Annotated in this window: 16 protein-coding genes; 10 read left to right on the top strand and 6 right to left on the bottom strand. The window is 61.6% G+C overall.

The window, feature by feature from the left end; all coding sequences use genetic code 11:
* Positions 1 to 153: 153 nt before the first annotated feature.
* From QTL95_RS20135 to QTL95_RS20125, 3 genes are all read right to left on the bottom strand, one after another.
* Positions 154 to 1,467, bottom strand: a complete 1,314-nt coding sequence (locus QTL95_RS20135; protein WP_289721694.1) for a M23 family metallopeptidase — start codon at positions 1,465 to 1,467, stop codon at positions 154 to 156.
* Positions 1,468 to 1,563: 96 nt separating this feature from the next.
* Positions 1,564 to 2,391 (bottom strand): ferritin-like domain-containing protein, encoded by an 828-nt coding sequence (locus QTL95_RS20130; protein WP_289721693.1) that lies wholly within the window; start codon positions 2,389 to 2,391, stop codon positions 1,564 to 1,566.
* Positions 2,388 to 2,861: a peroxiredoxin gene (locus QTL95_RS20125; protein ID WP_289721692.1), complete on the bottom strand. Its 474-nt coding sequence runs from the start codon at positions 2,859 to 2,861 to the stop codon at positions 2,388 to 2,390. The genes QTL95_RS20130 and QTL95_RS20125 overlap by 4 nt, the downstream gene beginning before the upstream one ends.
* A gap of 118 nt (positions 2,862 to 2,979) precedes the next feature.
* Between QTL95_RS20125 and QTL95_RS20120 the strand changes: the two genes are divergently transcribed.
* Together QTL95_RS20120 and QTL95_RS20115 are read left to right on the top strand one after the other, a co-directional pair.
* Positions 2,980 to 6,378 carry a YhdP family protein gene (locus QTL95_RS20120; RefSeq protein WP_289721691.1) on the top strand — a complete coding sequence of 1,133 codons (3,399 nt, stop codon included), beginning with the start codon at positions 2,980 to 2,982 and terminating at the stop codon, positions 6,376 to 6,378.
* Between the two features lie 212 nt (positions 6,379 to 6,590).
* Positions 6,591 to 7,736 (top strand): glycosyltransferase, encoded by a 1,146-nt coding sequence (locus QTL95_RS20115; RefSeq protein WP_289721690.1) that lies wholly within the window; start codon positions 6,591 to 6,593, stop codon positions 7,734 to 7,736.
* A 94-nt stretch (positions 7,737 to 7,830) separates the two neighbouring features.
* Here the strand turns inward: QTL95_RS20115 and tyrS are convergent, their stop codons facing one another.
* Positions 7,831 to 9,087, bottom strand: a complete 1,257-nt coding sequence (gene tyrS, locus QTL95_RS20110) for a tyrosine--tRNA ligase (RefSeq protein ID WP_289721689.1) — start codon at positions 9,085 to 9,087, stop codon at positions 7,831 to 7,833.
* Between the two features lie 130 nt (positions 9,088 to 9,217).
* On the opposite strand from tyrS, the gene QTL95_RS20105 reads away from it, so the two are divergent.
* Together QTL95_RS20105 and QTL95_RS20100 are read left to right on the top strand one after the other, a co-directional pair.
* On the top strand, positions 9,218 to 10,339 hold the full coding sequence (locus tag QTL95_RS20105; protein WP_289721688.1) for an anhydro-N-acetylmuramic acid kinase: 1,122 nt from the start codon (positions 9,218 to 9,220) through the stop codon (positions 10,337 to 10,339).
* On the top strand, positions 10,336 to 10,863 hold the full coding sequence (locus QTL95_RS20100; protein ID WP_289721687.1) for a GNAT family N-acetyltransferase: 528 nt from the start codon (positions 10,336 to 10,338) through the stop codon (positions 10,861 to 10,863). The genes QTL95_RS20105 and QTL95_RS20100 overlap by 4 nt, the downstream gene beginning before the upstream one ends.
* Position 10,864: 1 nt before the next feature.
* Here QTL95_RS20100 and QTL95_RS20095 read toward each other — a convergent pair whose 3' ends face one another.
* Both QTL95_RS20095 and QTL95_RS20090 read right to left on the bottom strand, forming a co-directional pair.
* Positions 10,865 to 11,086, bottom strand: a complete 222-nt coding sequence (locus QTL95_RS20095; protein ID WP_289721686.1) for a hypothetical protein — start codon at positions 11,084 to 11,086, stop codon at positions 10,865 to 10,867.
* A 90-nt stretch (positions 11,087 to 11,176) separates the two neighbouring features.
* The gene (locus QTL95_RS20090; RefSeq protein ID WP_018902229.1) at positions 11,177 to 11,854 is read right to left on the bottom strand and encodes an alpha/beta hydrolase; all 678 of its coding nucleotides are present in this window, start codon (positions 11,852 to 11,854) and stop codon (positions 11,177 to 11,179) included.
* A gap of 201 nt (positions 11,855 to 12,055) precedes the next feature.
* Between QTL95_RS20090 and QTL95_RS20085 the strand changes: the two genes are divergently transcribed.
* From QTL95_RS20085 to QTL95_RS20060, 6 genes are all read left to right on the top strand, one after another.
* Entirely contained in the window at positions 12,056 to 13,222 is a 1,167-nt protein-coding gene (locus QTL95_RS20085) for a cysteine desulfurase family protein (RefSeq protein ID WP_289721685.1), read from the top strand.
* A 142-nt stretch (positions 13,223 to 13,364) separates the two neighbouring features.
* Positions 13,365 to 14,834 (top strand): Fe-S cluster assembly protein SufB, encoded by a 1,470-nt coding sequence (gene sufB / locus QTL95_RS20080; RefSeq protein WP_289721684.1) that lies wholly within the window; start codon positions 13,365 to 13,367, stop codon positions 14,832 to 14,834.
* Positions 14,835 to 14,866: 32 nt separating this feature from the next.
* Positions 14,867 to 15,082 (top strand): hypothetical protein, encoded by a 216-nt coding sequence (locus QTL95_RS20075; protein WP_289721683.1) that lies wholly within the window; start codon positions 14,867 to 14,869, stop codon positions 15,080 to 15,082.
* Positions 15,075 to 15,830, top strand: a complete 756-nt coding sequence (sufC, locus tag QTL95_RS20070) for a Fe-S cluster assembly ATPase SufC (protein WP_289721682.1) — start codon at positions 15,075 to 15,077, stop codon at positions 15,828 to 15,830. Before QTL95_RS20075 ends, sufC begins: the two co-directional genes overlap by 8 nt.
* 24 nt (positions 15,831 to 15,854) lie before the next feature.
* A complete protein-coding gene (gene sufD / locus QTL95_RS20065; RefSeq protein WP_289721681.1) occupies positions 15,855 to 17,129 on the top strand; it encodes a Fe-S cluster assembly protein SufD in 1,275 nt (424 codons plus the stop codon).
* Between the two features lie 368 nt (positions 17,130 to 17,497).
* A complete protein-coding gene (locus QTL95_RS20060; protein WP_289721680.1) occupies positions 17,498 to 18,736 on the top strand; it encodes a cysteine desulfurase in 1,239 nt (412 codons plus the stop codon).
* Positions 18,737 to 18,748: the final 12 nt, after the last annotated feature.

Here is an 18,748-nt window from a genome sequence, read left to right as displayed (position 1 = left end):
AAAACTGTTTCCGTTCCGGTTCGGCCGCGCTCTGGTTGAGTCGGCGTGATTGCATGCCGCAATGCAGCGCGACATATGCCGAAATGTCCTTGAAGTCAAGGAATAGGGGCCTTGCAACCAATGCAGAGGTAAATACGCCGTTAGGAGAATGCGTTACTTCATGTAGCCGGCGAGTTTAAGGCCGGCATTCATGAAATAGATCGGATCGACTGCGCGGCCGCCGGTGCGTACTTCGTAGTGCAGATGCGTGCCGGTGGAGCGGCCGGTGCTGCCGGCAAGGCCGATGACATCCTGCCGGTCGACGGTATCGCCCACCTTCACCAGAACCTCCGACATATGGCCGTAGCGGGTGGCGATGCCGTTGCCGTGGTCGATCTCGACCATGTTGCCATAGCCGCCCGCCCAGCCAGCCGCCGTGACCTTGCCCGGCGCGGTCGGCCGCACCTTTTCGCCGGGAGCGAAGCGGAAGTCGATGCCGGAATGCAAGGCGAGGCGACCTAAGAAGGGATCGCGGCGATTGCCGAAGGAACTGGTGATCTCCTTGCCGATGCCGGGGCTCTGGAAGGGCAGGGATTCCGCGGTGCTGCGCACCGTCTCCAGCCGCGTCAGCGCGCCATCGAGTTGAGCGAGCGAATTGTCGAAATCGTCGTCGCTTTCCGGCTCCACGTAGGGGCCGCCGACGGCGCTGTCATCCTGCCTGGACGCCGTGTCCGATGGTACCGCGATGCGGAATCGCGTGAGCACGCTGGAAATCGCATCCGCCGTCTCGGATGCATCGCTGGTCAGCTGCGCCACGCGGCTGCGCTGCTTCTGCTCGATATTCTTCAGGGAGAGCGTGACCTTGGAGAAGACCCGATCGGCCCGATCGCCGACAGTCTCTGTAGCAGGCACGTAGGCGAGGGTGGAATTGTCGGGCGATGCCTCGGCGGGCGTGGCGGCACCGGCCAGCTGCGCCTCGATGGCGGCCGGGGCACCGGTCAGCGCCGCGCGCTTGTCCTTGGCGTCTGGCGCATAGGACTGAACGGGGGATTGCGTGGCGGGCTGATCGCCGCCGCCAAGGCCGGAGCTTTCGGCGCGGTCGAGTAGCGAACCAAGTTTGCCGTGGCGCGATGTCAGCGCCATCTGCTGCTCCATCAGCTTGTCGACCTTGTCCTCGACCACCTGCTGGTCGAGCAGTTGGCGCGAGGTGACGCGATCGACCTGGGCGCGCAAGGCGGCGATGCGGTCCTCGTAGTCGTGCTGCATCCGGGCCTGGCGCGCCATGGTTGCGCCGATCAGGTCGTCGCGCAGAACGAGGTAGGATGTGGCGAGCAGGTAGCCGATGGTGAAAACGCCGACGAAGCAGAACGCGATGGCGGCCATCCAGGGCTTAACGGTCAGGTGACGAACCTTGTCACCACTTGCCAGGATCAGGATATGCTCCTGTTTTCGCTTGCCAAATACGCGACTCTGTTGTGCCTGCGTCACGCCGAATCTCCAAATTGACGGCCCTTGCCTCAATTGGGTTCATTACACACCGGTATGGTTAATAAATGCTTAGATCAAAACTCGCGCAATGCGTGTTCATCCGCTGCTGGTCGATGTCAGCGAGCGGTAGAAGGACGGTGTCAGACCGGCTTCGGCGCGGGCTATATCGTTGAAAGGCGGCTTCAGCGGGCCACGGAAATTCGCGCGCACCAGTTGATGAAATGTCCTGGCCGGATCGCGTTTTTCCCTGGCGCAGAGGAAGCGGAACCACTTGGCGCCGATGGCGACATGTCCCTTCTCGTCGTTGTAGATGACGTCGAGCACGGCGGCGCTTTGGAGATCCCCGGTCTCGCGCATCTTGGCCTGAAGCGAGGGTGTCACGTCGAGGCCACGCGCTTCGAGGATCAGGGGAACGACGGCGAGCCGTGCGGTCAGATCGTTGCGGGTGGCGTGCGCCGCCTGCCACAGTCCGTCATGGGCGGGCATGTCGCCATAGTCGGCGCCGAGATCCTTCAGCCGTGCGCGCACCATGCGGAAATGCTTGGCCTCCTCGAAGGCAACCTGCATCCAGCCGTCGAAGAAGGAGTGCGGCACCGGCTCCGTCGCATAGCGGGCGACGATATCGAGCGCGAGATCGACGGCGTTGAGTTCGATATGGGCGATGGCGTGCAGCAGCGCGATACGGCCATTGATCGTATGCACTGACCGCTTCTTCACCTGTGTCGGCGGCACCAGTTCAGGCTTCTCGGGCCGGCCGGGACGATCGGGCAGCGGCGCATCGAGCGGCGAGCGCAGCGACAGCCGGCGCGCAAACCAACGCCGGGCGCTCTCCTGCGCCAGCTCGGTCTTCAGATCGAGATCGGCCGCGCGGATGGCGTCGATGGCGCCGCCGCGCAGCGAGGTGACGTTCAGCGCCTCGCTCATTGGCCGAGGTTCTGCACCGCGGCCAGAACGGCTTCGGCGTGGCCGGGAACCTTCACCTTCTCCCATATTTGGGCAATCGTGCCGTCGGCGGCGATCAGGAAGGTCGTACGCTCGACCCCCATATACTTGCGGCCGTACATGCTCTTTTCCTTCCAGACGCCATAGGCCTCCAGCGTCGACTTCTCCTCGTCGGCGGCGAGGATGACGGAGAGCCCGTGCTTCCTGATGAATTTGTCGTGCTTGACGGGCGAATCCGGCGACATGCCGACGACGACGGCGCCGGCTTTTTCGAAGTCATCGGCAAGTGCCGTGAACGCAAGTGATTCGGTCGTGCATCCGGATGTGTCGTCTTTGGGATAGAAGAACAGAACCAGCGGTTTGCCCCGGAACTCCGCCAGTGAAACGCGGCCCCCGCCGTCACGCGGGAGATCGAATGCGGGCGCGCTGGCGCCGATAGTAACATCGACCATGGAGAAACCTTTCTTTTGCCGGGTTTGTGGATGACAGGTGAGTTGCCGGATATATATTGGACGAATACGCGTCCAGCCAGTCTGGTCCAACCCCAAGTGAAGGAATTAGGCGAGGCGCATGTCGGCGATCCGCGGTGAGAAGATTACATTCCGCAAGAAAGATGTGGTCGCACTGCACGAGCTTCCTTCCGCCCAGGCGGAAGATCCTTTGATCGTACATTGCCCGCCGGCGCGCTCACGCATGCGCCGAACGGCCAATTGGACCGGCGCCTGCATCGGCTTCGTCGTCTTCCTTTTCGCGGCGCTGATCTTCACGGTCGAGAGCGGCATGTTCGACGCGACGCTCTCGCGGCAGGCGCAATCGGCGCTCAATTCCCTGATTGGTCCGCGGTATCACGCCGAGGTCGGTTCCACGGTCATCCGCTTCACCTCCAACATGCGGCTGGCGCTCGAGGCGCGCAACGTCAACATGGTCGACGAGGACAGCGGCCAGCATCTCTCCACCACCAGTTCCATGCGCATGGCGCTCGACCCGCTGCAACTTTTCCGCGGCCGGATCGCGATTGCGCAGATCGAAGCCGACGATATCGGCCTCGACACGGCTTTGCTGCCATCGGGAAAACCACTCGACCTCAACAATATCCGCATCGACGCGCTGCCGGCGGCGATGGAGCGGGTGTTCGACCAGCTCGATGTCATCAATAATTTCGTCGAGCGGGGCGGCACGCGTTCCGTCAAGCTCTCCGGCATCGACATCAAGCTCGCCGATACCCGCAACGGACCGCTGTCTGTCGTCATCGACAGCCTTGTCTTTTCCAAGGGACGGCAGGGCGCGCTGCATCTGGATGGCGACATTTCCGTTAACGGCAAGCCGGCGACGCTTAGCGTCGTCATGGATCAGTCCGAGGGACGAACGTCGAAGCTGACCGGCCAGGTCACCGGCGTCGATCTCGCGCCCTTCACGCTGAAGCGCAACAATATGGGGGAAGTTCGCCAAGGGGTCGACGGGCTCGGCGATCTCATGGTTTCCGCGGTGCGGGCCGGCGAGAGTACCCAACCGGCGCTGGCCGCCGTCATCGACCTGAAGCCCGGTCAGTTCTACATGGACGGCGACGAGCAGATTCTCAGCGGCGGGCGTCTCAACCTTTCCTACGACTTCGGCAAGCAGACGGTCGAGATTGGCAAGTCGCTGTTGCAGTTCGATCGGACCTCCGTGCCGTTCAACGGCGCGCTGATCGATCTCGACAAGATCGACGCTTCGGCTGAAAAGGGCTTCGGTATAGACCTGCTGGTCAGCGGCGGCAGCGCCGCGCCCAGCCTGTCCGACGAGCAGCCTCTGCCGTTCGATATCAAAGCGACCGGACGCTATCTGGTCGCCTCCAAGGAACTCGAGTTCGCCAACATGCAGGTGAGCAGCCCGCAGGGCGGCCTCTACGGCTCGCTGCGCGCCCGCTTCGGCGAGCTTTCCCCGGAGGTGAGCTTCGCGGGCCAGTCGCAGCAATTGCAGACGACGGCCGTCAAGCAACTCTGGCCGTTCTGGATGGCGCCGAAGGCGCGCGACTGGGCGCTGCGAAATCTCTTCGGCGGCACGATCACCGACGCGTCGATCTCCGTGTTCATTCCGTTTGGAAGGCTGGACGAGGCGGCAGCGGGCAAGGTGCTCAAGCTCGACGAAAACCAGATCAAGATCGGCTTCGACATCGCGGATGTGCGGCTGAACGTGACCGGCGACATCCCGCCGATCCGTGACGCCTGGGCACATTTCGATCTCGTCGGCCCGCGCGCCACGATCTCCTTCAAGCGCGGCACCTCCTTCTTCGCGTCCGGCCGTTCGGTCAACATCGGCGAGGGCACCTTCGTGTTGCCGTCCACCTACGACAAGCCGCTGATGGCTGAACTCAACCTGCCTGTTTCGGGCAATGCAGATGCTATCGGCGAACTCCTGACTTACAAGCCGGTAAAGGTGCTCGATCGCGCCGGTCTGGTTCCCGATGATTTGAAGGGCAAGGTCAGCGCTACCGTGCAGGCGCGGTTCGGCCTGATTTCTTCGCAGGACCCGCCGCCGATCGAGTGGAAGGCGGCGCTGCAACTTCAAGACCTGGGCGTTGCCAAGGGCATATCTGGCCGCGTCATTACCGGCCTCAACGGCACGCTGAACGCCGACCCGAAACAGGTGTCTCTGGATGGTGACGGGCAGGTAGACGGCATTCCGGCTAAGATCAAGCTGGTGCAGCCGACCGACAAGGATTCAAACGTTCCGGTACAGCAGACAGTGACGGCGACGCTCAGCAACGAGCAGCGCGAGAAGCTCATTCCGGGGCTATCAAGTATCATCGACGGGACGATCGGCGTCGAACTCAACCGGCTGGATCAGGATCGGCAGGCAGTATCGCTCGACCTCGGCAAGGCGCGCCTCGACATTCCCTGGATCGGATGGTCGAAGGGCAGTGGCATCGGCGCCAATGCGACATTCGAGATATCCGGCGCCATCGACAATCTTCAGGTGAAGAACTTCGCGCTGAAGGGTGACGGTTTCGGTGTCAACGGCTCGCTCGTCATCAGCAAGGGCAATTTGCAGAAGGCGGATTTCGACAGCGTCAAGCTTTCTTCGCTTGACGATTTCGCGGTTTCGCTGCGGCGAAGCAAGGGCGACATGGAGGTCAATGTTTCCGGTGCCAGCGCCGACGTGCGGCCGATATTGGCGAGCATGAAATCATCCGGCGGCGGCAGCGATTCCTCCGATCGATCGAGCGGCGGCGTGTCCGTTCGCGCAAAGCTCGACCGCATCACCGGGTTCAACGATGAGAAGGTCCGCAACGTCGAACTTGTTTATGTCAGCCAGGGCGGCAAGCTACAGACGCTGAACTTCTCCGGCATCACCAACAGCGGCGAGGCGGTTGTCGCACAAACGCGCGGCGGCGGCGTCATCAACGTCACCAGCGGTGACGCCGGCGCGGTGTCGCGTTTCGCCGATCTCTACAAGCACATGAGCGGCGGACTTCTCAACCTCGCTATCCGGTTGGGCTCCGGGGGGGACTGGAACGGTTCCATCGACATCAGGCGCTTCTCACTGGTCAACGAACAGCGCCTGCACTCTATCGTGTCGACGCCCGTCGGGCAGGAACAGCGCAGCCTGAACTCCGCGGTGAAGCGCAACATCGACACGAGTGCGCAACGCTTCCAGCGCGGGTTCGCTCGCATCTTTTCGCAGGATGGCGTGATCCGCATCGAAAACGGGGTCGTGCGCGGCGATCAGGTCGGCGCGGTGTTCCAGGGCGTGGTGCGGGACCAGCGCGGCAACATGGACATGACTGGCACCTTCATGCCGGCCTATGGCCTCAATCGCCTGTTCGCCGAGCTTCCTGTTATCGGTATCCTGCTCGGCAACGGTACCGACCGTGGCCTGATCGGCATCACCTTCAAGCTGGTCGGCAAACTCGACGCACCGAATCTGACGATCAACCCGCTGTCGATCATCGCGCCGGGCGTATTCCGGAATATCTTCGAGTTTCAATAGGTTGGATCAGCAGCCAGACGTCGCCTCCGGAGAGGAGACCGCTCAGACCTTCGCTGCGCCTCTGAGCATGAAGCGAAAGAATATGTTCTTTTCGTTTCATCTATAAAGATGATTATTATCTGTTGGTTGATCGTGTATTTTCCTGATTTTATTATATTTACATCGGACCTATAAAAGTATTGACGACAAATAGATTGCCGATCGGGGGCATCATGGAAGACCTGCGTATAGCAATCGTACAGTATGCGGGAGACTTTCGCGAGGCTTCAAGGCGCTTTGCAAACGGCGGTCCCGAGAACTACCGAGCGCAGAGATTCACCGTCGACTACGTCCATGATCTCGCCTCGAGGGTCTCCGCGGTCACAACGATCACGGGTTTCACCGAAGAGAAATACGAAGAAACGTTGCCGAGCGGCGCTCAAGCGGTAGGCGCGGGCTTTCACTCCGCCTTCGATCACACCGAAATGATCCGCGCGATCAAGGCGTTCGGTCCGAACCGGATCATCCTTCGCACGCCGGATCGTCGGCTTCTCCGGTGGGTCGCGAAATCGGGAATTCCGACGCTCGCCTTGCTGGCGGATTCGTTTCAGGCAAAGTCGCTGAAAGACCATGTAACGCGCTTCCTGACGAGCCGTTATCTGAACGCGAAGTGCATCGAGATCGTCGCAAACCACGGAAAGCTCGCGACGGAGCAGCTTATCGAAATGGGAGTGGACAGGCGCAAGGTCATCGCCTGGGACTACCCCCAGTTCAATACGCCCGATCAGAACGCGCCCAAGACAATGCCAGCCGGCAGAACCGCCTTCTATGTCGGTCTCATCGTGGCAGCCAAGGGCGTCGGTGATCTGGTGGATGCGGCCGGGGTGCTAAAGCAGGCAGGCAGGCCCATCGATCTGCGCATTTACGGCAATGGCGATGTCGAATGGCTCAAGACCTATATCGCACAGCGCGATCTGGAAGATGTGGTGAGCTACCACGGCGTCTTGCGCAACGACAAGGTCATAGAGACGATGAACAAATCGGACGTTATCGTCGTTCCCAGCCGGCACGACTATGGCGAAGGCCTTCCGCTGACAATATACGAGGCGCTGTGTTCCCGAACGCCGTTGATCACTTCGGATCATCCCATGTTCAAGGGTCTCTTGCGGGGCGAGGCCGACGTGCCGCAGTTTCGCGCGACTGACGGCCAAGCACTAGCCGGCAGGATCGACAGCCTCTTGTCCGATCCGGAGGAATATGAGCGGCTGTCCAGGAACTCGGCTGTCGCCTGGAACGCTATTCAGGTTCCGACGAAATGGGATCGACTGATCGACGATTGGCTTCAGCGCGATGTCGCGGCATTGAAGAAAAGCGCATAGCGGCTCAACACGCTTCAAGCTCGGGCACCGCTTAGCGGCAAGAAAAAAGCCGGCATGGCGCCGGCTTTTCACTGTATGTTTCCGGTGCCGCGGCTTAAGCCGTGGGACGAACAAGAATGTGTTTTTTCTTGCCGAGCGACAGCTTGATCACGCCGTCGCCGGTCACTTCGCCGGAGCCGATCACCTTGCGCTCGTCGGAAATCGCCGCATCGTTAATCCGCACCGCGCCCCCCTGGACGTGACGGCGTGCTTCGCCGTTGGAAGCGGCGAGGCCGGCCTTGACGATCAGCGCGAGCAGGCCGATGCCGGCGTCGAGTTCGGCGGCCGGAACGTCGATCGAGGGCAGGTTGTCTGAAAGCGCGCCTTCCTCGAAGGTCTTGCGAGCCGTCTCGGCTGCCTGCTCGGCGTTTTCACGGCCGTGCAGCATTGCCGTGACCTCGGTCGCGAGGATCTTCTTGACCTCGTTGATCTCGGAGCCGCCGAGTGCCGAAAGACGGGCGATCTCGTCCATCGGCAGCGTCGTGTAGAGCTTCAGGAAGCGCGAGACGTCGGCATCCTCGGTATTGCGCCAGTATTGCCAGAAGTCGTAGGCCGACAGCATGTCCGGGTTCAGCCAGACGGCGCCGTTCAGCGACTTGCCCATCTTGGCGCCGGAGGCGGTGGTGAGTAGCGGCGAAGTCAACGCGTAAAGCTGCTCGGTCCCCATGCGGTGACCGAGATCGATGCCGTTGACGATGTTGCCCCACTGGTCGGAGCCGCCCATCTGAAGGCGGCAGTCGTAGCGCTTGTTCAGTTCGACAAAATCGTAGGCCTGCAGGATCATGTAGTTGAATTCGAGGAAGGACAGCGACTGCTCGCGATCGAGCCGCGTCTTGACGCTGTCGAAGGCCAGCATGCGGTTGACCGAGAAATGGCGGCCGACGTCGCGCAGGAACTCGAGGTAGTTGATGCCACGCAGCCAGTCGGCGTTGTTGATCATCATCGCATCTTTGGGGCCTTCGCCGTAGGACAGGTAGTTGGCGAAGACGCTTTTGATCGAAGCGATGTTGCTCTCGATCGTGTCGATGGTCATCAACTGGCGTGCATCGTCCTTGAACGACGGATCGCCGACCATGCCGGTGCCGCCGCCCATCAGCGAGATCGGCCGGTGGCCGGTCGCCTGAAACCAGTGGAGCATCATGATCTGGATCAGCGAACCGGCATGGAGCGAGGGTGCCGTCGGGTCATAGCCGATATAAGCAGTCACGGTTTCCTTGGCGAGAAGGGCGTCGAGGCCGGATTCATCGGAGATCTGATGAATGAAGCCACGCTCTTTCAGCGTGCGGAGGAAATCGGATTTGAACTCGGTCATGACCTTTTGCTTTCGGATCAGGATTTTCGGATTGGCTATTGTTGATGTGGAGCGGCGCGTTTAGCACTGTTTTCTCGCACAGTCACCATTTGGTTGATTGAGTCTCCGCCTTGTTGGATGCAGGGGAAGCATGGGAAAGATACGCACGGCGATCGGCCTGATGAGCGGGACCTCGATGGATGGCATCGATGTGGCGCTGCTGCGCACCGATGGCCGCGATCTGGTCGAGCGGGGACCTTCGCTCGGCGTGCCTTACGATCCCGCCTTCCGCGACCGGCTGAAGCTTGCGCTGGAGCAGGCGAAGGGCATCACGCATCGGGAGCAGCGGCCGGGTGAGTTGGCGGCGATCGAGCGCGAGCTTACGCAACGTCATTCAATTGCCGTTAGGGAATTTATCGCGGCGAACGGGCTTGATGCCGGGGCGATCGACGTGATCGGCTTTCATGGGCAGACCGTACTGCACCGGCCCGACGAAGCGCTGACGGTGCAGATCGGCGACGGGCGGCTTCTGGCCCGGGAGACCGGAATTTCGGTCGTCTACGACCTTCGCGCCAACGACATGGTGCATGGCGGGCAGGGCGCGCCGCTGGTGCCGGTCTATCACGCGGCCCTCGCCGCCAATGTGACCGATGCCACGCCGCCGGTCTGTTTCGTCAATATCGGCGGGATTTCCAACCTGACCTTCATCGGTGCGGATGGCGCGATCATCGGCTACGACAGCGGGCCCGGCAACACGCTGATCGACCAGTGGGTCGAGACGCATGCCGGCGTGCCCTTCGACCAGGGCGGGATGATCGCCTCGGAGGGCCGGATCATCGCCGCACTGGCTGACCGTTATCTCGACAGCCCGTTCTTCACGGCGCAGAAGCGACGCTCGCTCGACCGTAACGATTTTCCGCCGCCATCGGGCGCCGATGCGGAACTCGCCGACGGGGCACGGACGCTCGCCTATGTCGCGGCGGCCTCGATCGTCAAATCATCGGGTCACCTGCCTGTCATGCCGAATCTCTATGTCGTCTGCGGCGGTGGGCGATTGAACAAGGTGCTAATGCGGGATCTGAGCGATCTCGCACATGGTCACGGCGCCCGGGTGATCTCCGCCGAGGAAGCCGGGTTCAATGGCGATTCGATGGAGGCGGAAGCCTGGGCCTATCTGGCGGTACGCTCGCTCGATGGCCTGGCGCTCACCTTTCCCGGCACCACCGGCGTCCGCGAGCCGGTGACGGGCGGCATAGTAGCGAGGAAGCCATGAGCGACGACATCATCCTGAAAACCCCGCGGCTCGTTCTGTCGATGTGGCGGCGGCAGGACATGCATCTGCTACGGGACCTGCATTCGACGATCGAGACGACCCGTTATCTCTCCGGCGCAGCACCTTGGAGCGAGGAGAAGGTCGAGGAGCGCTTCATGAGCTTCTTTGCCGAGCAGGCACGCGATCGCACCACAAAGTACAAGGTGACCAGCCTCGACGACGGCCGCTTCATCGGCCGCGCCGGCTTCTCCCGCTATGGCGGCGAACGTGGCGAGTTTGAGCTCGGCTATTCGCTCCACCACGCCGAATGGGGCAAGGGCTATGCGACGGAACTGGCGAACGGGCTGGCCGATTGGTTCTTCGAAAAGCGCTACGCGTCCCAGTTCATCGCTTTCACGCATCCCGACAATCTGGCCTCGCAGCGCGTGCTGACGAAAATCGGCATGCGAAGCCGCACGCCGATGATTATCGACAAGATGTCGTGCCCAACGTTCGAACTGACTGCCCAGATGCGGCGGGCTTAGGTCAGCCGTTGGCGTCCGGCTCGCCCAGGAGGTCCAACGCCTTATCGACCTCACCGCGTCCGCGTTCCGCCATTGTTTCGAACGTCTGGCGTGCTTCGAAGTCCCGCACCATGCGCGCAGTCATGTCGCTCAGCAGATCCTCGACGGTTCTACCGCTCTCGGCCGCAATGTCTGCGACCTTCTTCTCGACGTCCTTGGAAACCTGAAAACTCAGCATCGTCATGAAATTCGCTCTTCGAAAACGACGCTGAGTCTATGGCCGTTGCCGATACAGCGCTGACGAGCACGTTGGTATCGACAACGATCCGCATCGTCAGCGGATGCGCTTGGCGGCCGGTTCCGGGACCAGTTCGCCGTTGAGCCGGCGGTCGAGGTAGTCCTCGCATTCGCCCATCAGCGTTTCCACTTGGCCGTTGAAGAAGTGGTTGGCGCCCGGCACCGTGCGGTGGGTGATCAGGATGCCCTTCTGGGTCTTCAGTTTCTCGACCAGACCGTTGACGTCCTTCTCGGGCGCAACCTTGTCGGCGTCGCCGTTGATGATCAGGCCCGACGACGGGCAGGGTGCGAGGAAGGAGAAGTCGTAAGTGTTCGGCTGCGGCGCGATCGACATGAAGCCTTCGATCTCCGGCCGGCGCATCAGGAGCTGCATGCCGATCCACGAGCCGAAGGAATAGCCGGCGACCCAGCAGGTCTTCGAATCGGGATGCAGGCTCTGCACCCAGTCGAGCGCGGATGCCGCATCCGAAAGCTCGCCGGCGCCGTGGTCGAACTCGCCCTGGCTGCGGCCGATGCCACGGAAGTTGAAGCGCAACGTCGTGAAACCGCGCTTCTGGAACATGTAGAAGAGCTGGTAGACGATCTGGTTGTTCATCGTGCCGCCGAACTGCGGGTGCGGGTGCAGGATGAGGGCAATCGGTGCGCTTTTTTCCTTGGAGGGCTGGTAGCGGCCTTCAAGACGGCCGGCAGGGCCGTTGAAAATGACTTCGGGCATCGGTACTCCGGCGTTTATTTGTTCGCGTTCACGCTGCGCAGACTTGACGGACGTTGTCAGCTTTTCTAAAACGCAGTTTAGAACAATTCGAAACTTGCATGGCGAACCACGCATTGTGGATGTGTCATAAGGCAAGCCCGGCCGACTTTTCAAGGAAAATGAGCCGAGCGGCGCGCAAGTATCAAGGCAGGACTTCGGATCATGGCGTCGACACGCCTCTATCTTGACTGGAACGCGACGTCGCCGCTGCATCCCGCGGCGCGCGAGGCCGTCCTGCGCGCGCTCGATCTGTTCGGCAATCCGAATTCCGTGCATGGCGAGGGCCGTGCCGTCCGCGCCGCGATCGAGGCCGCCCGCCGTCAGGTCGCGAAGCTCGCAGCCGCCGATCCCGCCCACGTGATCCTGACGAGTGGTGCCACGGAAGCCGCCAACATGGTCCTGACGCCGGATTTCCGGATGGGCCGCACGCCGCTCGCCGTCGGACATCTCTATTATTCCGCGATCGAGCATCCCGCCGTGCGCGAGGGTGGACGCTTCCCGAAAGACAAGACAAGCGAGATCGCCGTCACCTCCGCCGGCGTCGTCGATCTCGATGCGTTGCGCGGCCTGCTTGAGGCGCATGACAAGACTTTCGGCCTGCCGATGGTCGCGATCATGCTCGTGAACAACGAGACGGGCATCGTGCAGCCGGTTCGGGAAGCGGCCGAGATCGTGCATGCGCATGGCGGGCTGCTGGTGGTGGACGCGGTGCAGGCGGCTGGCCGTATCGCACTCGACATCAATGAACTCGGCGCCGATTTCCTGATCGTTTCCTCGCACAAGATCGGCGGCCCCAAGGGCGCCGGCGCACTGATTTCTCGTGGCGAGGTTTTGATGCCGCGCCCGCTGATCCATGGTGGCGGCCAGGAGAAGGGTCACCGCTCGGGGACGGAAAATTCGCTGGCCGTGATCGGCTTCGGAGCGGCCGCCGAGGCGGCGCTTGCCGAGTTCGATAGACGCAATGAATCAGTCTCCGCGTTGCGTGACCGGCTGGAAGCCGGCATGCGGGCCGCCGCGCCCGACGTGATTATTCATGGCGCCGAAGGACAGCGCGTCGCGAACACCACGTTTTTCACCCTGCCGGGCCTGAAGGCCGAAACCGGGCAGATCGCGTTCGATCTCGAAGGTGTGGCGCTTTCGGCGGGATCCGCATGCTCGTCCGGCAAGGTCGGCGAAAGTCATGTGCTCACCGCCATGGGCAACGACCCGAAGCTCGGCGCCTTGCGCATCTCGCTCGGCTTTTCGACGACGCCAGACGATATCGATAGGGCGATTGCCGCCTTCGCGAAAATTGCCGCCCGGCGAAAGCCGGCCGGAGAGGCGGCATGACTGCCTCATAAATTTGCGGAAACGCAAATTTCTGCTTGCCATTCGGGCTGAAAAAGCCCTTCTGGCCACCTACATAAGGGCAACCGATAATGCCCGCGATACAAGCTGCCGGACCTTTTCTCCGGCAAGATTGGAGAGAGACATGCCAGCCGTCCAGGAAACGGTCGACCGCGTACGCGAGATCGACGTTGACCAGTACAAATACGGTTTCGAGACCATCATCGAAATGGACAAGGCGCCCAAGGGCCTGTCCGAAGACATCATCCGCTTCATTTCCGCCAAGAAGCAGGAGCCGGACTGGATGCTCGAGTGGCGTCTGGAAGCGTACAAGCGTTGGCTGACGCTCGAAGAGCCGACCTGGGCTCGCGTCGACTATCCGAAGATCGACTTCAACGACATTCACTACTATGCCGCGCCGAAAAGCACGCCGGGGCCAAAGTCTCTCGAAGAGGTCGATCCGGAGATTCTGAAAGTCTATGAGAAGCTCGGCATTCCGCTGAAAGAGCAGGAAATCCTGGCCGGCGTCGAAAAGCCCCGGATCGCCGTCGATGCCGTTTTCGACAGCGTTTCCGTCGTCACGACGTTCAAGGAAGAGCTGAAGAAGGCCGGCGTAATCTTCATGTCGATCTCGGAAGCCATCCGCGAGCACCCGGAACTCGTGCGCAAGTATCTCGGCTCGGTCGTTCCGACCACCGACAACTACTATGCGACGCTGAATTCTGCCGTCTTCACCGATGGATCCTTCGTCTTCGTTCCCAAGGGCGTTCGTTGCCCGATGGAGCTGTCCACCTACTTCCGTATCAACGAGAAGAACACCGGCCAGTTCGAGCGCACGCTGATCATCGCCGAAGAGGGCGCCTACGTCTCCTATCTCGAAGGCTGCACCGCGCCGCAGCGCGACGAAAACCAGCTGCATGCGGCCGTGGTCGAGCTCGTGGCTCTCGATGACGCCGAGATCAAGTATTCGACAGTGCAGAATTGGTATCCCGGCGATGCGCAGGGCAAGGGCGGCATCTACAACTTCGTGACCAAGCGCGGCGATTGCCGTGGCGACCGTTCGAAGATCTCGTGGACGCAGGTCGAAACCGGCTCGGCGATCACCTGGAAGTATCCGTCCTGCATCCTGCGCGGCGACGATTCCAGAGGCGAGTTCTATTCGATCGCCGTTTCCAACGGCCATCAGCAGATCGATTCGGGCACCAAGATGATCCATCTCGGCAAGAACACATCGAGCCGCATCGTCTCGAAGGGCATTGCCGCCGGCGTCTCGCAGAACACCTATCGCGGTCAGGTTTCGGCCCACCGCAAGGCATCGAACGCCCGCAACTTCACGCAGTGCGATTCGCTTTTGATCGGCGACAAGTGCGGCGCCCACACGGTGCCCTACATCGAGGCGAAGAACTCGACCGCGCAGTTCGAGCACGAGGCCACCACCTCAAAGATCTCCGAGGACCAGAAGTTCTACTGCCTGCAGCGCGGCATTCCCGAAGAAGAGGCGATCGCGCTGATCGTCAACGGCTTCGTCAAGGAAGTGCTGCAGGAACTGCCGATGGAATTCGCCGTCGAAGCGCAGAAGCTGATCAGCATTTCGCTGGAAGGTAGCGTGGGGTGATGAACGGGAGCGCAACAGAGATGACTGTGGGCATGAAGACGATGCTGACCGCCATCTTTGTTTGCGTTGTCGGTCTTTTTGTTGGACTCGCCGGTCTGCTTGGCGATTGGCCGTTGGCCAAAATAGTCGGAGCAGTCTCGCTTGCCTGTCTGACAGTAATTTTCTGGATTTCGTCAGAAGTTCGTAATGAGACGCTGAATCGCTTCCTCTATGGAAGCAGACAATCAAGAGATAACAAAGATGCTTGAAATCAAGAACCTGCACGCCCGCATCGCCGAAGATGGCACCGAGATTATCAAGGGCCTGAACCTGACCGTGAAGGCCGGCGAAGTGGCTGCCATCATGGGGCCGAACGGCTCCGGCAAGTCGACGCTGTCCTACATCCTGTCGGGTCGCGACGATTACGAAGTCACCGAAGGCGACATCCTCTACAACGGCGAGAGCATCCTCGAGCTCGATCCGGCAGAACGCGCCTCCAAGGGCATCTTCCTGGCCTTCCAGTATCCGGTCGAAATCCCGGGCGTCGCCACCATGCAGTTCCTGAAGGTGGCGATGAACGAACAGCGCAAGGCGCGTGGCGAGGAAGAGCTGAAGACGCCTGATTTCATGCGCCTCGTCAAGGACGCGGCCGCCAAGCTGCAGATCAACACCGAGATGCTGAAGCGCCCGCTCAACGTCGGCTTCTCCGGCGGTGAGAAGAAGCGCGCCGAAATCCTGCAGATGGCCCTGCTCGAACCGCAGCTTTGCATCCTCGACGAGACCGACAGCGGCCTCGACATCGACGCGCTGAAGATCGTTGCTGACGGCGTGAATGCCCTGCGTTCCCCTGACCGCGCCGTCATCGTCATCACCCACTACCAGCGCCTGCTCGACTACATCGTGCCGGATACCGTCCACGTTCTCTACAAGGGCCAGGTCATCAAGAGCGGCGACAAGACGCTGGCGCATGATCTGGAAGCCAATGGCTATGCCGACATCATCGGAGCGGCAGCCTGATTTCGGGCGGAAAGGACAGGTCGCATGAACATGCAGACGACTAACCGCCAGACCGCCGCGGAAGCGGCGCTCATCGAGGCGTTCAACAACCAGATCGGCGAACTGCCCGGCGACGGCGCGGTGATCGCCATTCGCGACCGGCTGCTCGACGATCTCAAGACGAGCGGCCTGCCGACGCGCCGCATCGAAGCCTGGCACTATACCGACTTGCGCAACCTGCTGCGGATCATTCCCGAGCAGGCCGGCGATGCGGGATCGGATGCCCGTGAAGCACTGGTCGAGGGCTCCTCGGTTCTCTCGGTCATCCAGGGCCTGCCAAATCTGAAGGCTGCCGTCGAAGGGGTCGATATCGCCGGCTATGCCGCACAACTGTCGAACGGGACGGCGGCGGACGGTCTGGCGGCGCTCGGCTCCGACGACGCCGTCGGTCGGATCAACGGCAGCTTCGTGCGCGACGGCTATGTACTCGACGTGGCCGATAGCACCGAGCTCGAAGAGCCGTTGGAAATCCAGTTCGTTCATGCCGGCGGCCAGACGCATACGCGGCTTCCTGTTGCATTCGGCTCCGGCGTGAAGGGCACCGTGATCGAGCGTCACCTGTCGGTGACGAACAATCCGGCATTCGTGTCGCATGTCAGTGACATCACTGTTGGGGAAGGCACCGAGCTCACCTGGATCATCGTCCAGCAGCAGGGCACGGACGACACGCATCTCGGCCAGATCCGCGTGGATCTCGCCGCCGACGCCAAGCTGAAGCTGTTCGTGATCAATGCCGGCGGCCAGCTGGTGCGCCAGGAACTGCATATCGACGTGACGGGCGAGGGCGCAGACCTGACCCTGCGGGGGATCAACCTGCTCGGCGCCGAGACGCATACCGACGTCACCATGGTGCTCGGTCATAACGTGCCGCACACCGGCTCGACGGAAGTGATCCGCAACGTCGTGTTCGATCGCGCCAAGGGCGTGTTCCAGGGCATGATCCGGGTCGCACCCGATGCGCAGAAGACCGACGCGAAGATGGCGTGCAACACGCTGCTGATGTCCGACGACGCCGAGTTCTCGGTAAAGCCGGAGCTGGAGATCTTCGCCGACGACGTGCAGTGCGGCCATGGCGCCACGGTCGCCGATATCGACCACAACCATCTCTATTATCTGATGGCCCGTGGTATCCCGGAGAACAAGGCGCGCGCCATGCTGGTCAACGCCTTCGTTGCCGAGATCGTCGAGGAACTGGAAGACGAAGCCCTGGTCGAGGCGCTGGAAGGCGTGATCTCGGCCTGGCTCGAGAAGCACGCGTAACGGCAGCCGCTGACCAAGAATTCGACGGGGTGGACTTGTCCATAACCGTTGCGGAAAGTGGAGACGTGCTTAGATCCTCGGGACAAGCCCGAGGATGACGACCGTAAGAGTTGGTGCAGGGAGACGATGGTTGGCGACGGCGCATGTGGCCTTGCTGTAATGTCATCCAGTCTGACGGTTTGTGTGACGGCGAGGTCGCCTCGCGCTCGGCGTCATCCTCGGGCTTGTCCCGAGGATCTGCTACCGCCAGCCGGGAATTCGACGGTCGTGGATTTGTCCACAACCGTTGCGACGAGTGGAAACGTGATTGGATCCTCGGGACAAGCGTGAGGATGACGGCGCGGAAGCGCGATATGAAAGGGCGTGACATGGATCAGACTGCACCGGTCGCTTACGACGTCGAAGCCATTCGCAAGGATTTTCCGATCCTTGCGAAGGAAGTGTACGGAAAGCCGCTGGTCTATCTCGACAACGGCGCCTCGGCCCAGAAGCCGCAGGTGGTGATCGACGCGATCAGCCATGCCTATTCCAACGAATATGCCAATGTGCATCGCGGCCTGCACTTCCTGTCCAATGCCGCCACCGAAGCCTATGAAGCTGCGCGCGAAAAGGTGCGCCGCTTCCTGAACGCGCCTTCGGTCGACGACATCGTCTTCACCAAGTCCTCGACCGAGGCGATCAACACGGTCGCCTATGGCTGGGGCATGCCGAATATAGGCGAGGGAGACGAGATCGTCATCTCGATCATGGAGCATCACTCCAACATCGTGCCCTGGCATTTCATTCGCGAGCGGCAGGGCGCCAAGCTGGTCTGGGCGCCTGTCGACGACGAGGGCGCCTTCCATATCGAGGAATTCGAGAAGTGCCTGACCGAGCGCACCAAGCTCGTTGCCATCACGCAGATGTCGAATGCGCTGGGCACCGTCGTTCCGGTCAAGGAGATTTGCCGGATCGCGCACGAGCGCGGCATTCCCGTCCTCGTCGATGGCTCGCAGGGCGCCGTTCACATGCCAGTCGACGTCCAGGACATCGACTGCGACTGGTACGTGATGACCGGCCACAAGCTCTATGGTCCCTCGGGGATCGGCGTGCTCTACGGAAAGAAGGATCGGCTGAAGGCAATGCGACCCTTCCAGGGCGGCGGCGAGATGATCTTCGAAGTCACCGAGGATGCCGTGACCTACAACGACCCGCCGCACCGCTTCGAGGCCGGTACGCCGCCGATCGTGCAGGCTATCGGGCTCGGCTATGCGCTCGACTACATGGACAAGATCGGCCGCGATGCGATCGCCCGGCACGAGGCGGATCTGGCGGCCTATGCCGCCGAGCGGCTGCGCGACATCAATTCGCTTCGTGTGATCGGCAACGCGCCCGGCAAGGGTGGGATCTTCTCCTTCGAGATCGAGGGGCTGCACGCCCATGACGTCTCGACGGTGATCGACCGCCGCGGCGTCGCGGTTCGGGCCGGCACGCATTGCGCCATGCCACTCTTGAAACGCTTCGGCGTCACCTCCACATGCCGTGCATCCTTCGGCATGTACAACACCCGCGCCGAGGTGGATGCCTTGGCCGACGCGCTGGAATATGCGCGCAAGTTCTTTGCATAAGGAGTGGTCCGC

It is taken from the genome of Rhizobium sp. S152, assembly GCF_030380735.1.
Taxonomy (GTDB): Bacteria; Pseudomonadota; Alphaproteobacteria; order Rhizobiales; family Rhizobiaceae; genus Rhizobium.
This window is presented reverse-complemented; position numbering and strand designations above follow the sequence as displayed.